Source organism: Pseudomonas oryzihabitans (assembly GCF_014522265.1).
Classification (GTDB): Bacteria; Pseudomonadota; Gammaproteobacteria; order Pseudomonadales; family Pseudomonadaceae; genus Chryseomonas; species Chryseomonas aestiva.
This window is the reverse complement of sequence record NZ_CP017024.1, coordinates 276,872-290,744: the sequence shown is the minus strand read 5'-3', so window position 1 is coordinate 290,744 and position 13,873 is coordinate 276,872. Positions and strand designations below refer to the sequence as shown.

At 66.2% G+C, this 13,873-nt stretch carries 11 protein-coding genes and 1 pseudogene; 4 read left to right on the top strand and 8 right to left on the bottom strand.

The window, feature by feature from the left end:
* The first annotated feature begins 106 nt into the window (after positions 1–106).
* On the top strand, positions 107–568 hold the full coding sequence (locus BGI51_RS01370) for an Lrp/AsnC family transcriptional regulator (protein WP_133862755.1): 462 nt from the start codon (positions 107–109) through the stop codon (positions 566–568).
* A 923-nt stretch (positions 569–1,491) separates the two neighbouring features.
* On the opposite strand, the gene BGI51_RS01365 is transcribed toward BGI51_RS01370, so the two are convergent.
* The 3 genes and pseudogenes from BGI51_RS01365 to leuA form a co-directional block, all read right to left on the bottom strand.
* The gene (locus BGI51_RS01365; RefSeq protein WP_187980090.1) at positions 1,492–2,442 is read right to left on the bottom strand and encodes an aldo/keto reductase; all 951 of its coding nucleotides are present in this window, start codon (positions 2,440–2,442) and stop codon (positions 1,492–1,494) included.
* 7 nt (positions 2,443–2,449) lie between these two features.
* Entirely contained in the window at positions 2,450–5,806 is a 3,357-nt protein-coding gene (locus tag BGI51_RS01360) for an EAL domain-containing protein (protein WP_252977186.1), read from the bottom strand.
* 140 nt (positions 5,807–5,946) lie between these two features.
* Positions 5,947–7,616, bottom strand: a pseudogene (gene leuA, locus BGI51_RS01355) (2-isopropylmalate synthase).
* A gap of 363 nt (positions 7,617–7,979) precedes the next feature.
* Between leuA and BGI51_RS01350 the strand changes: the two are divergent.
* The gene (locus BGI51_RS01350; RefSeq protein ID WP_133862751.1) at positions 7,980–8,411 is read left to right on the top strand and encodes a DUF4174 domain-containing protein; all 432 of its coding nucleotides are present in this window, start codon (positions 7,980–7,982) and stop codon (positions 8,409–8,411) included.
* A gap of 252 nt (positions 8,412–8,663) precedes the next feature.
* Here the strand turns inward: BGI51_RS01350 and BGI51_RS01345 are convergent, their stop codons facing one another.
* Positions 8,664–9,332, bottom strand: coding sequence for a glutathione S-transferase family protein (locus BGI51_RS01345; protein ID WP_133863197.1), 669 nt, complete (start codon positions 9,330–9,332; stop codon positions 8,664–8,666).
* 27 nt (positions 9,333–9,359) lie between these two features.
* Positions 9,360–10,640: a mechanosensitive ion channel family protein gene (locus BGI51_RS01340; RefSeq protein ID WP_187980089.1), complete on the bottom strand. Its 1,281-nt coding sequence runs from the start codon at positions 10,638–10,640 to the stop codon at positions 9,360–9,362.
* Positions 10,641–10,752: 112 nt separating this feature from the next.
* Here BGI51_RS01340 and BGI51_RS01335 point away from each other — a divergent pair, with 112 nt between their 5' ends.
* On the top strand, positions 10,753–11,142 hold the full coding sequence (locus BGI51_RS01335) for a DUF6491 family protein (protein WP_187980088.1): 390 nt from the start codon (positions 10,753–10,755) through the stop codon (positions 11,140–11,142).
* Between the two features lie 74 nt (positions 11,143–11,216).
* On the opposite strand, the gene BGI51_RS01330 is transcribed toward BGI51_RS01335, so the two are convergent.
* The 3 genes from BGI51_RS01330 to BGI51_RS01320 all read right to left on the bottom strand — a co-directional run bounded on the left by BGI51_RS01330 (position 11,217) and on the right by BGI51_RS01320 (position 13,525).
* Positions 11,217–11,423 carry a hypothetical protein gene (locus tag BGI51_RS01330; RefSeq protein ID WP_187980087.1) on the bottom strand — a complete coding sequence of 69 codons (207 nt, stop codon included), beginning with the start codon at positions 11,421–11,423 and terminating at the stop codon, positions 11,217–11,219.
* Between the two features lie 97 nt (positions 11,424–11,520).
* Positions 11,521–12,342, bottom strand: a complete 822-nt coding sequence (locus tag BGI51_RS01325) for a peptidoglycan DD-metalloendopeptidase family protein (RefSeq protein ID WP_187980086.1) — start codon at positions 12,340–12,342, stop codon at positions 11,521–11,523.
* Between the two features lie 76 nt (positions 12,343–12,418).
* Entirely contained in the window at positions 12,419–13,525 is a 1,107-nt protein-coding gene (locus BGI51_RS01320) for an L-dopachrome tautomerase-related protein (protein ID WP_187980085.1), read from the bottom strand.
* A 157-nt stretch (positions 13,526–13,682) separates the two neighbouring features.
* Between BGI51_RS01320 and BGI51_RS01315 the strand changes: the two genes are divergently transcribed.
* Positions 13,683–13,862 (top strand): hypothetical protein, encoded by a 180-nt coding sequence (locus BGI51_RS01315; protein ID WP_187980084.1) that lies wholly within the window; start codon positions 13,683–13,685, stop codon positions 13,860–13,862.
* Positions 13,863–13,873: the final 11 nt, after the last annotated feature.

Below are 13,873 nucleotides of genomic sequence, written 5' to 3'. Positions count from 1 at the left end.
CTAGGCTAACGCTCACGCTCGTGAAGAAATTTGCTTTTTTATCTCTTATTGGCCTTTTCAGGAGAATAGAATTCTCTTAAATAGCTTTTCTGGAGAAAGCCATTTCATGGATCGCTTCGATCGCGCCATCCTCGAGATCTTGCAGCAGGACAGCACCCGACCGGTGGCCGATATCGCCGAGCGCATCGGCCTGGGCACCACCGCCTGTTGGCGGCGGATCCAGAAGCTGGAGGAGCAGGGGGTCATCCGCGCCCGGGTGGCGCTGCTCGATCCCCGGCAGCTCAACGTGGGGGTGACGGTGTTCGTCTCGGTGCGCACCAACCAGCACGCCATGGACTGGCTGCAGCGCTTCCACGAGGCGGTGGCGGCCATTCCGGAGGTGGTCGAGCTCTATCGCATGGCCGGCGACACCGACTACCTGATGCGTATCGTGGTCCCGGACATCGCTGCCTACGATGGCGTCTACAAGCGCCTGATCCAGGTGCCGGGATTACTGGACGTCAGCTCCAGCTTCGCCATGGAGCAGATCAAGTACAGCACGGCCTTGCCACTGGATTATGTGCGGTAGGGCAGGGCCGTAGCGTGGAAAACCGCGCAGCCTTTTCCACAGGGACATTGGCTGCGTGGGATCACCCTCACCCCAGCCCTCTCCCGGAGGGAGAGGGGGTTGTCCGAGCGGGCGCTGGGTTTTGGCGGGCAGGTAGATGATCAAGCAGCTGCAGAAGTGACTGATGCGTAGCGTGGAAAATGGCCCAGCCTTTTCCACTCTTGATATCGGCTGCGTGGGATCACCCTCACCCCAGCCCTCTCCCGGAGGGAGAGGGGGTTGTCCGAGCGGGCGCTGGGCTTTGGCGGCCAGGTAGATCATCAGCGGCTGCAGAGGTGACTGATGCGTAGCGTGGAAAACGGCGCAGCCTTTTCCACTCTTGATATCGGCTGCGTGGGATCACCCTCATCCCAGCCCTCTCCCGGAGAGAGAGGGGGTTGTCCGAGCGGGCACTGGGTTTTGGCGGCCAGGTAGATAATCAAGCAGCTGCAGAGGTGGCTGATGCGTAGCGTGGAAAACGGCGCAGCCTTTTCCACTCTTGATATCGGCTGCGTGGGATCACCCTCACCCCAGCCCTCTCCCGGAGGGAGAGGGGGTTGTCCGAGCGGGCGCTGGGCTTTGGCGGCCAGGTAGATCATCAGCGGCTGCAGAGGTGACTGATGCGTAGAGTGGAAAACGGCGCAGCCTTTTCCACTCTTGATATCGGCTGCGTGGGATCACCCTCATCCCAGCCCTCTCCCGGAGAGAGAGGGGGTTGTCCGAGCGGGCACTGGGTTTTGGCGGCCAGGTAGATAATCAAGCAGCTGCAGAGGTGGCTGATGCGTAGCGTGGAAAACGGCGCAGCCTTTTCCACTCTTGATATCGGCTGCGTGGGATCTCCCTCACCCCAACCCTCTCCCAAAGGGAGAGGGGGCTGCTCGGTGCACGTCCGTGGTCGCGACACCTCAGCGATAGGCGCTGACCTGATTCAGCAGGGTGATGTCATCGGCCGGTAGCTGCAGCCGGGTGGCGGCCACCAGGTCGTCGAGTTGGGCCTGGGAGGTGGCGCTGGCGATGGGCGCGGTGATGCTGGGGCGGGCGATCAGCCAGGCCAGGGCGACCTGGGCCGGGGTGGCGTCGTGCTTTTCGGCGATTTCGTCGAGGCCGGCCAGGATGGCCATGCCGCGTTCGTCCAGGTAGCGCTTGACCATCTCCGCGCGTGAACCCTGCAGATCGTCCTTGGTGCGGTACTTGCCGGTCAGGAAGCCGCTGGCCAGGGAGAAGTAGCTGATCACGCCCAGACCGAGTTCCTCGACTACCGGTTCCAGGTCGGTCTCGTAATCCTGGCGCGCATGCAGGTTGTAGTGGGGCTGCAGGCTCTGGTACGCCGGCACGCCCAGGCGTTCGGCGATCCTGGTCGCTTCGCGCAGGCGCTGGCTGCTGTAGTTGGAGGCGCCGATCACCCGTACCTTGCCTTGCTCCACCAGCCGGGCGAAGGCGCCCAGGGTTTCCTCCAGCGGGGTATCCTCGTCATCGCAATGCGCCTGATAGAGATCGATGCGATCGGTCTGCAGGCGCTTGAGCGAAGCCTCCACCGCCTGCTGCACATAGCTGGCCTTGAGGCCCTTGCGGCCTTCGCCCATGTCCATGCCCAACTTGGTGGCCAGGATCACCTGGTCGCGCTTGCCGCTGCGGGCGAACCATTTGCCCAGCAGGGTCTCGGATTCGCCACCGCTGTTGCCCGGTGCCCAGCGCGAATAGACGTCGGCGGTGTCGATGAAGGTCAGGCCTGCCTCGAGCAGGGCGTCCAGCATGCGAAAGGACTGGGCTTCGTCCAGCGTCCAGCCGAAGACGTTGCCACCGAAGCAGAGTGGCGGCACCTGGAGGTCTGAGTGGCCAAGGGTACGTGTGTGCATGGAATCCTCATCCGGTTGGGGGCGTCATGCAGGTTACGACCGATGGCCGCGGCTCAAGGTTCGAGGCGTGATGACCCCGGCCACTCCCGCAGGGGAGGGGTTTGCCGAGGGCGTAGCCCTGGGCGTAGTCGACGCCGATGGTGCCGAGCAATTCGAAGGTGGCCTGGGATTCGACGAATTCGGCGATGGTCTCGGCGCCCAGGTGATGGGCGACCTGGTTGATGGACTCGACGATGGCGCGATCCAGCGGATCCTGATCGAGGGTGCGGATGAAGCTGCCGTCGATCTTCACGTAGTCGACGCGGAAGTGCTTGAGGTAGGCGAAGGAGCTGAGGCCGGCGCCGAAGTCGTCCAGGGCGATGCGGCAGCCGCGTTCGCGGACCTGGCTGATGAGCGCGGAGGCCACCGAGAGCTTGTTGATCACCGCGGTCTCGGTCAGCTCGAAGAGCAGGCGCTGCGGATCCAGCGGCGAGGCGGCGATCAGCTCCAGCAATTCGGGCAGAAAGTCGGGATCGCTCAGGCTGTTGCCCGAGAGGTTGATGCCCACGTGCAGCTCGGGTCGTTCCTGCAGCCAGGGCACCAGCTCGACCAGCACCTGACGCACCACCCAGCGGTCGATGCTGCTCATCAGGCCGAAGCGCTCGGCGGCCGGGATGAAGGTGGCCGGCGAGATCAGCTGACCCTGGACATCGCGCAGGCGCAGCAGCAGCTCGACGTGCTGCGCGGTGCTGCCGGTGGCGCGAGTGGGGACGATGGTCTGGGCGTGGAGCTCGAAGCGGTGCTGCTCCAGGGCCTCGCGCAGGCCGCTGGCCATGAGGATCTCGCGGTGCTGGCGCTCCACGTCCTCGCTGCCGGCGCGATAGAGCGCCGCGCGATTGCGCCCGGCGTGCTTGGCGGTGTAGCAGGCCACGTCGGCCTGGCTCATCAATTCGGCCGGGCTGCGGGTCTCGGCGGTGATGGCGACGATGCCGGCACTGGCGCCGACGTCGTAGATCCGGTTCTGCCAGTTGAAGCGCACGGCACCTATGCTGGCGATGAGTTTTTCGGCGACGGCCTCGGCCTGTACCAGGTCGCAGTCGCGCAGCAGCAGCGCGAATTCGTCGCCACCGATGCGCGCCACCGCGTCCGAGCCACGCAGGGAATCGCGCAGCAGGGTGCCCAGTTCGCGCAGCAGCAGGTCGCCGGCGGCATGGCCGGCGGAGTCATTGACCACCTTGAAGCGGTCCAGGTCGATGAAGCACAGGGCATGCTGGGTGGTGCCGGCCTGGGCCTGCTGCCAGGCGGCGTCCAGCTCCTGCTCGAACTTCAGGCGGTTGTAGAGACCGGTAAGGGCGTCGTGGGAGGCGTTGTAGCTCAGCTCGCGCTGCAGGTTGCGGGCATGGGTGACGTTCTGGAACACCAGCACCGCGCCGATGATGTGGCCATCCACCGTGCGTACCGGTGCGGCGGAGTCCTGCACCTCGTGTCTTTCGCCCTGGCGGCTGAGCAGCACCGCGCCTTCGTCCAGGGAGGTGATGGTCTGCTCGCGCAGGCAGCGGGTCACCGGACTGGGCAGCACCTCGTCGCTCTGGCTGTCGTGGATACGGAAGACCTCTTCGTGGGGTCGACCCTGGGCATCCGCCAGCGACCAGCCGGTCAGCTGTTCGGCGACCGGATTGAGAAAGAGGATGCGGCCGTCCATGTCGGTGGTCAGCACGGCGTCGGCGATGGAGGCCAGGGTGACCTGCAGCCGTTCCTTTTCCTCGTAGAGCGCCGTGGTCAGCTGGTGGTGCTCGGTGACGTCGCGGTTGCTGCCGACCAGGCGTACATGACCGTCGGCCTCGACCACCGAGATCAACTCGGAACGGATATGGCGGACCTCGCCGCCGGGACCGCCACGGTTGATGCGGAAGTTGAAGGTGTAGAACATCGACTCGCTGACGACCTTCTCGAACACCTCCAGCGAGCGCGCCTTGTCGTCCGGGTGGATGAAGGTGAGCCAGAAGTCCATGTCCCGGCTGAGATTGTCGGGGGCGATGCCATAGAGATCGCGCAGCCGGGCGTCGGCATTGAAGCCCGGACTGCGGGTGTCCCATTCCCAGATCCCCACGTTGCTGGCACGGATGGCCAGTTGCAGCCGCTCGCGCAGCCTGGCGTTGGTCGCCTCTGCGCGGCGCTGGGCGTCGATGTCGCGGGCCTGCAGCAGATAGCCGGTGAGCAGGTCGCCGTCGTCATGGTCGGGCGACAGTGCCAGTTGCATCCACAGCCCCTGGCCGTCGCGGTGCAGCAGACGGCGGGTCTGTTCGCCTTCCTCGATCGTCAGGGACTCTTCGGCGTCGGCGATCAACTCCTTGAGCCAGCGGCCGTCGAGACTGTGGCGCGGATAGCCGAGCATGGCCTCCAGGGCCAGGTTCACCTGGCTCAGGCGGCCCTCCACCGACAGCAGCGCCATGCCATAGGGCGCGGCGCTCAGGGCATGGCGAAAGCGCGCCTCGTTGCGCGCCAGGCGCTGGTTGTGATGACGGCTCTGCTGCACTGCGGCGGCCAGCAGCAGCGGTGGAATCTGCATCAGGGCCACGGGAATGTAGGTCAGGGCTTCCTGTACCAGGGAGGCGCCGTGGACACCGAGCAGATAACCGTGGGCCACCAGGTAGGTGAAGATCAGGATGTTCAGGCCGCCCACCACCGCGGTACCCGCGGCGCTGAGCCTCAGGGTCATCAGCAGCAGCAGGGTGGAGACGTAGACGAAGGGATAGGGCACGTAGGCCAGCAGGGCGAGCACCAGCCCGGGGCTGATCAGCAGCAGGACGACGAATTCGCGGGCGCCCTGGCGGCTGAACTGCTGCCACTGCAGCGGACGGCGGAGAAAGGCCAGGGGCATCACCACCAGCAGGCCGAGGGCGTCGCCGAGGTACCAGTGCAAGGCGACCCGCAGCAGCTCGGGATTGCCCTGCTGGGCGGCGATCAGCGTTCCCAGGGCGGTGCCGGCCAGGGGTGTCACCAGTACCCCGTAGAACAGCAGGCGGCCCATGGCCGCGACATTGCGTTCGGGATGGAGGATGCGATCGTGCAGCAGCCAGGTGCCGAACAGGATCTCGGCCAGATTGGGTAGGGAATAGAGCGCGCCGATGGCCGGCTGGCCACTGAAGGGCAGCTCGGCCAGGGTGCCGGCCAGCCAGATCGCCAGCAGTTGCAGCGGCCAGCGGCGGGGCGCCGAGCGCAGCAGCCAGGCGATCGCCAGGCCATTGGGCAGCCAGAGGGTGGCCACGGTGGTGGACGCCTGGCGGGTGAAGAGGATGCACAGGACCGAGCTGAGCAGGAACAGCAGTGCCAGCGCGGTGGCGTCACGCAGCGGAGAGGTATTTCGCGACAGAGTGGAAGTCATTGCCTATCCAGACACACTGCTCGGCCGGCAGGTGCCGGGCAGACGAGACGATCCCGAGGAAGCGGGGAGTATCTCCGCTGGTTGGCCATAAAAAAAGGGAATACCGGTCGGTATTCCCTTGGGCTTGACCAACGTCAGCGTCAGGCGGCCTTGGCCTGGGCCTGGGTGACCGCGCGGTTCAGGGCGCTGAGCAGGGCGCGGAAGCTGGCGGTGGTGATGTTCTCGTCGATGCCGATGCCATGCAGCGGACGCTGGCCTTCCAGGCGGACCTCGATGTAGGAGGCGGCCTTGGCGTTGGCGCCGGCGCCGATGGAGTGCTCGTGGTAGTCCATGATCTCCACCGCCTGGGGCAGGCTGGCGACCAGGGCTTCCAGCGGGCCTTTGGCGGTGCCGTGCCAATGCTCGGTACGACCCTCGACGGCGACCTTGATGTCGACGGTGGAGGTACCATCTTCCTCGCGCAGCTTGTGGCTGACCAGGGCATAGGGGCTCTTGGCCTGCAGGTATTCCTGTTCGAGCAGGGCATGGATCTGCGCCGCGCTCATCTCCAGGCCCAGGCGATCGGTCTCGCGCTGCACCACCTGGCTGAATTCGATCTGCATGCGACGCGGCAGGCTGATGCCGTATTCCTGCTCCAGCAGGAAGGCGATGCCGCCCTTGCCCGACTGGCTGTTGACGCGGATGACCGCCTCGTAGTCGCGGCCGATGTCGGCCGGGTCGATGGGCAGGTAGGGGACCTCCCAGAAGGCGTCCGGCTTCTGCTGGGCGAAGCCCTTGCGGATGGCGTCCTGGTGGGAGCCGGAGAAGGCGGTATGGACCAGGTCGCCGACATAGGGGTGACGCGGGTGCACCGGCAGCTGGTTGCACTCCTCGACGGTCTTGCGCACGGCGTCGATGTCGGAGAAGTCCAGCTCGGGATCGACGCCCTGGGTGTAGAGGTTGAGCGCCAGGGTCACCAGGCAGACGTTGCCGGTGCGCTCGCCGTTGCCGAACAGGCAGCCTTCGACGCGATCGGCGCCGGCCATCACCGCCAGTTCCGAGGCGGCCACGCCGGTGCCGCGATCGTTATGGGTGTGGACGCTGATCAGCACGCTGTCGCGGCGGTCGATGTGGCGCCCGAACCACTCGATCTGGTCGGCGTAGTTGTTGGGCGTGGCGCACTCGATGGTGGCCGGGAGGTTGAGGATCAGCTTGTTGGCTGGGGTCGGTGCGAACACCGCGATCACCGCGTTGCACACCTCGACGGCGAAGTCGGTCTCGGTGGAGCTGAACACCTCGGGGGAATACTCGAAGCCCCACTGGGTCTCCGGCCGCTCGGCGGCCAGGCGCACGATGGTCTGGCCGGCGGCCACGGCGATGGCCTTGACACCGGCCTTGTCCTGGCCGAAGACGATGCGGCGGAAGCTCGGCGCGCAGGCGTTGTAGTAGTGGACGATGGCGCGCTTGGCGCCCTTGAGCGATTCGAAGGTGCGCTCGATGAGGTCGTCACGGGCCTGGGTCAGCACCTGGATGGTGACGTCGTCGGGATATGACCGCCCTCGATCAGCTCGCGGACGAAGTCGAAGTCGGTCTGGGAGGCGGAGGGAAAGCCCACCTCGATCTCCTTCAGGCCCACGGCGACCAGGCACTTGAAGAAGGCCATCTTCTTCTCGGCATCCATCGGCTCGATCAGCGACTGGTTGCCGTCGCGCAGGTCGGTGGACAGCCAGATCGGCGCCTTGTCGATGACCTTGTCCGGCCAGGTACGGTCGGGCAGGGCGACGGGCGTGAAGGGACGGTACTTCTGCGAGGGATCTTTGAGCATGGTCATGGGGATTCTTTCCTTGGGCGGGGTCGGGACTTACGAAGCGAACGCGGTCGAGCTTCGCAGTCGTGGACTGACCAGTCGCAGGCAGCGGTGCTGCCGGAGGAGGATGAGGGTATGGGCGTTGTGCATGGCGCTAACGTTAGTCCGCCCAGGGCAGGTCTCGCAATGTTCTTTTTAAAATTGGCAGGAATGTTCGCATAAGGGGTTTTAGTGGAGATTTATTGCCGGTTGTGGCTGTGTATTGGTGATTTATAAATGGGAGGAGAGGTGTTTTTTGTGTAACCCGAGATCGCCGAAGCGACCCCTGGCGCCGGGCCGGGGTCAATGCTGGACGATTCCCGGCAACCGAACGAAAGGAAGGCGTCCATGAAGACTCTCGCACTGGTAGGCCTGGCGACCACCCTGGTCGCCGGTCTGGCCTCGACGGCCCAGGCGGCCGACAACCCTCTGGAGGCGGAACGCTGGAAGACGCGACCACTGATCCTGGTCGCGCCGACGGCCAATGATCCCCAGGTCGCGAAGCTCCGCGAGGAACTGGCGCAGCCGGCCAACCGCGAAGCCTTCGTCGAGCGCGAGATGGTGCTCTATACGGTGGTGGGCGACGCTGGTAGTCGCAACGACGAGCCGCTGCGGCCGGAGCAGACCCGGGCCCTGCTCAAGGCGCTGGACGCCCGTACCGGCCAGCCGGCGACGCTCTATCTGGTCGGCAAGGACGGCGGGGTCAAGGTGCGAGAGCAGCAGGGGTGGTCGCTCAAGGCGCTGTTCGGCACGGTCGACCGGATGCCGATGCGGCGGTAGGGCAGGACCCTCACCCCAGCCCTCTCCCGGGGGAGAGGGGGTTTTCCGAGACCAGCCGGACGCCGTGTAGGGTGGACAACGGCGCAGCCTTGTCCACGCGGCTAAGGCACCGGGCCGTCAGTGGAAAACGCTGGCGCGGTTTTCCACGCTACGGGGCTGGAGTTTCCCCTCACCCCAGCCTTTCCCCGAGGGAGATGAGGCGCAGGACCCTAGGTTGGGTTGAGCGTTTAGCGCGGCCCAACAGGCCCAGCTTCAGGCGTAGACGTAGGGCCCTCCCTGTTCCAGCGCGCGCTGGTAGGCCGGACGGGCATGGATGCGCTTGAGGAAGTCCACCAGCTTGGGGCGCTTGCCGTTGTCCAGGCCGGCCCGGCTGGCGGCGGCTTCCAGCGGGAAGCTGAGCTGGATGTCGGCCGCGGTGAAGCGGTCGCCGACGAACCAGCCGCTGGCGCCCAGCTGGCTTTCCAGGTAGTCCAGGTGCAGGTCCAGTTGCGGCTGGATGAAGCTCGCGGTGGCCTTGGCGGCGATGCCCTTGGCGATGGGCCTGGCGAAGAAGGGCATGGGCGAGGTGGCGATGCGGTCGAACACCAGCTTGAGCAGCAGCGGCGTCATGGCCGAGCCTTCGGCGTAGTGCAGCCAGTAGGTGTAGCGCACGAACTCCGGACTGTCCTGGGCGGGCAGCAGTTGCGGCCCGTAGCGCCGTGCCAGGTAGTCGACGATGGCGCCGGATTCGGCCAGGGTCAGCTCACCGTCGACGATCACCGGCGACTTGCCCAGCGGATGCACCTTGCGCAACTCCGGCGGGGCGAACAGGCCGCCCGCCGCTCGCTCGTAGCGTTGCACCCGATACTCGATGCCGAGTTCTTCGAGCAGCCAGAGCACCCGCTGGGAGCGGGAGTTGTTCAGGTGGTGGACGACGATCATGGTCTTTCCTTAGGCCGGGGCGGGCGATCAGGGCGCCGGGGTGCCCGGTTCGCCGAGGGAGGTCATGGCCTCGCGCGGTTCCAGCCGCCCGCGGAAGTCGCGTCCGCTCGGGTGCTGGAACACATGAAGGCCGAATTCCGGGAGGATGGAGAGCAGGTGATCGAAGATGTCCCCCTGGATGCCCTCATATTGCGCCCACACCGTGGTGTTGGTGAAGCAGTAGATCTCCACCGGCAGACCCTCGCCGGAGAGCGGCATCTGGCGGACCAGCAGGGTCATGCCTTGATGCACCCCGGGATGGGCGCGCAGGTAGCGTTCGACATAGGCGCGAAAGGTCCCCAGGTTGGTGACCCGGCGGGTGTTGACCGGCTCCTGGCCGCGCTTTTCCAGCTTGCGATTCCAGTCCGCCAGTTCCTGCTCCTTGGCGGTGAGGTAGTCGTCCAGCAGGTTGAAGCGGTGCAGGTGCTCGCGCTCGGCGTCGCTGAGGAAGTGCACGCTGTTCTGGTCGATGTTGAGCGCGCGCTTAATCCGGCGGCCACCGGCTTCCTGCATGCCGCGGTAGTTGCGGAAGGAGTCGGTGATGAATCTCTTGGTGGGGATGGTGGTGATGGTCTTGTCGAAGTTCTGCACCTTGACCGTGTGCAGGGCGATGTCGATGACGTCGCCATCGGCGTTGAGCTGGGGCATCTCGATCCAGTCGCCGACGCGGATGATGTCGTTGCTGGAGATCTGCACGCTGGCCACCAGGGAGAGCAGGGTGTCCTGGAAGATCAGCAGCAGCACCGCGGCCATGGCGCCGAGGCCGGAGAGCAGGATCAGCGGCGAGCGATCGATCAGGGTGGCGATCATCAGGATGACCGCGATGGCGTAGATGACGATCTTGCTGACCTGGACATAGCCCTTGATCGGCTTGAGCCGCGCCGAGGGCCGGCGCGAATAGAGCACGTTGACCACGTTCAGGGCGCTGCCCAGGGCCAGGGCGATGGTCAGCACGATGAAGGCGCTGCAGACGTTCTGCACCACGGTGACCAGGGCCTCGGGACGCCCGGGCACCAGTTCGATGCCGATCGACAGCACTAGGGCCGGGACGATATTGGCCAGCCGACCGATGACGCGATGGTGATTGAGTTCGTGATCCTGGCCGAAGGAGGTGCTGCGCAGCAGGCGATAGAAGCCGCGCACCAGGATGCGCTTGACGATCCAGTTGAGCACCCAGGCCGCCAGCAACAGGCCGAGGCAGGCGACCAGGGTGAGCAGTTGCGGGTGTTTTTCGAGGTCGTCGATCAGTCGGGTCAGGGCCGTGGGCATAGGGGGTCTCTTGACGGGATACTACGGACGCCACGTTAGCAAAGCTGCGCCCCGCTTGCCGTATTCGGCGCCCGGGGTCGGTCCAAGGTTCAGCCCTTCCAGGAAAATTTCCATGCGCGTCCTCCCTGCCTTTTTTACCCTCGTCGCCGTGCTGCTGCTCGCCGGTTGCGCCGGGCGTCCCTTCGGACCGCCGACCCTGGACGATCGCCTGGCCGAACTCGACTATCGGCAGGGCGCCGCCATGGACACCATTCTGGGCTTCGACCTCTCCGGCTGGCACTACCTGGATACCCGGCACCTGGCGCTGGGGACGGGATTGGGCCGCGCTTACCTGGTGGACTTCGCCGTGCCCTGTCGCAACCTGGCCGCCGGCAATCGCCTCGGCTATCGCTCGCGCGCCGCCGGCCTGCGTCCGGGCGACTTCCTGGTGTCCACCGATGCCCGGGGCAGCCGGATGGAGTGCCCCATCGGCGGCCTGTATCGCCTCGATCCCGTGCGCTGAGTGGCGCAGGGCTGACCAGCTCGCACAGCCCGGAATCCGGTTGTGGCCGGCGATCCGTCTTGCCTGCGAGCGGCCTAGCGCTCCACCGGCTCGCGCTTCTTCCACCAGCCGGCGAACAGGCCGACCGGATAGATCGTCACCATGACGGCGAACACCACCCAGGTGCGCCAGGACCAGGCCGACAGCACGAAGCCCTGGGAGAAGCCTACCAGCAGGTAGCAGGCCGCGGTGACCAGCAGGATGCTGCCGAGGGCGCTGCCGAAGCGAGGTCTTGGGGTCATGGCGGCGGTTCCAGGTCGGGCCAGAGGAGGGCGTCCCTTTTAAGCCAGCGCCGGACGCCTGGCAATGCCCCGACTGCAACCAATTGTTTGCTGCCGGTCAGGGCTTGAAGGCGCCGATGAAGATGCTCGGGTCGACCCGCACGTCATTGAGACTGACGTTCCAGTGCAGATGCGGACCCGTGGCGCGGCCGGTGCTGCCGACGCGGCCGACCACGCCGCCGCGCGGGACCTCCTGGCCGACCTGGACATCGATGCGCGAGAGGTGGCAGAACATGCTGATCAGGCCCTGGCCGTGATCGACGAACACCGTCTTGCCATTGAAGAAGTAGTCACCCACCAGTACCACCTTGCCAGCGGCCGGGGCCTTGACCGGCGTGCCGGCGGGCACGGCGAAGTCCAGCCCTGAATGCGGGTTGCGTTCCTGGCCGTTGAAGAAGCGGCGCAGGCCGAAGGGGCTGGAGAGCGGACCCTCCACCGGCTTGTCCAGCAGCAGGTTGCTGGGCTGGTTCGGCGAGAACAGCCGGTAGGCGGCCTGCTGTTCGGCCAGTTCGCGCTCGAAGCGCTTGAGGTCCTCCGGGTTGGGCGTGACCTGGCGCTGGTTCTTCAGGGTGATGCGCTGCTCGGCGTAGTGCCGGCTGCCGACCGTGAAGGCCTGGGGCGCGGCGCCGGCGACCTCCAGCGGCTGGCGACCCGCGGCGGTGCCCAGGGGGATGCCGACGATGGCCACCCAGCCGTTGCCATCCTTGACCACCAGCACCGGCTTGCCCTGGTAGCGCACCCGCGGCGCGGCGTCACCCGGAATGGGGACCACGGCGACGCCGCCCGGCACGGGCTTGTCCAGCAGGCGTTGCAGGTAGGTGCCCGCATGGGCGGGAAGGGTCAGCAGCAGGCAGCAGAGCAGGGCGAACAGGCGGGGCATGGGCGCATCCGGTGGCGAAAACGCCCATGCTGGGGCAGGCGAGGGCCGCAGGGCAAGGCGCCCCAGGCCCCCTTGGTCAGTTGGGGACGATCTTGTAGAGCACTGTTTCCAAGGCCGGCTTCTGCTTGGGATCAAAGAAGCTCATCTCGGGGATGCGCGAATCTGTGACATAGACGGTGCCATCCGGGCCGCGACCGAAGGTGTCCGGCCAGACCAGTTTCTTGTCCTGCACCAGGGTGGTGAGCTGGCCGTTCTCGCGGATCTTCACCGCATGCTCTTCCACCGAGCTGACATAGAGGCGCCCTTGCGGGTCCATCAGCAGGCCATCGGCCGGACCGTTCTCGCCGACCTTTTCCACCTTGGCCGGCAGGCTGGCAAGTTCGTCACCCTGCAGCGCCGCGGTAGGAATGCGGTAGAGGGTATTGCCCTTGACCGCCTGCCAGTAGAGGTAGTCGCCGGTCGGGGAGAGGGCGATGCCGTCGGCGGAGAATTCCACGCCACGGCCGTCCGGCCGCACCAGCGGATCGCCATCGGCCTTGACCTTGACGCCCTTCTCGGCCTGGGTGCTCGGATCGCCATCTAGGGCGCGGCGGGCCTTGCCGCTCTCCAGATCCAGCACCACCAGGGCGCCGCGGGCACCGGAGTCGGTGATATAGGCGTGGCGGCCATCCGGACTGAATCTGACGTCATTGAGGTAGCTGCCCTGGGGTGCCACGCTCTCGTCCAGCGCATAGACCTTGCTCACCTGATTGCTGGCCAGGTCGATCTTGACCAGCTTGGGTGCGCCGGGCACCACCAGCGCCTGGGCCGGGGCGCCCGGGTCGATCACCCAGAGACTGCCACGACCGTCGGCCACCACGGATTGCACGCAGACCCAGTGATTGCCCGGGGTCAGCTCGTCGCGCTTGGCATTGCGCCAGCCGTTCCAGGCCGGGTCCGGATAGGGCACCAGGCTGCCGTCGGGCTTGAGTTCGGCCACCGAGACCTCGCTGTCTTCGGTCCAGCGCGGGAAGTTGACGAAGATCCGTCCGCTCTCGCTGACGGTCACGCCGGTGACCTGGTGATCGAAGCTGGCGACCTTTTCCAGTTTGGCGCCGGATTCGGCGGCCAGGGCGAAGGGTGCCAGGGGCAGGGCGCTCAGCAGGGTGGCCAGGGCGAGGCGGGAGAGGGCAGGTCTGGGCATGGCGGATTCCTGATAGGTGACCGGAGAGGCCGGTCCTGCAGGTACGACTGCGCCATCCACCTGGAAGATCGCCAGGGCCGACAGCCGGCCGGCCTTGGCCTGCGCGGGAACGTCTGGGGAAATCCCGGGGCCTCCTTCAAACCCCAAGGAGAAGACCATGCCTCGTCTGATCACCAGTAGCCTGGCGTTGCTGACCCTCGGCGCTCTGCTCGCCGGTTGCGACAAGTCACCGGAAAGGCCGCCATCCCAGCGCAGCGAGGTGGTACAGAAGAGCGCACCGGGTAGCGATCCGGCCGCCCAGTCACCCGAGCGGACCATGGAGCAGCCCCGCCGGTAGCGCTCGGAGTC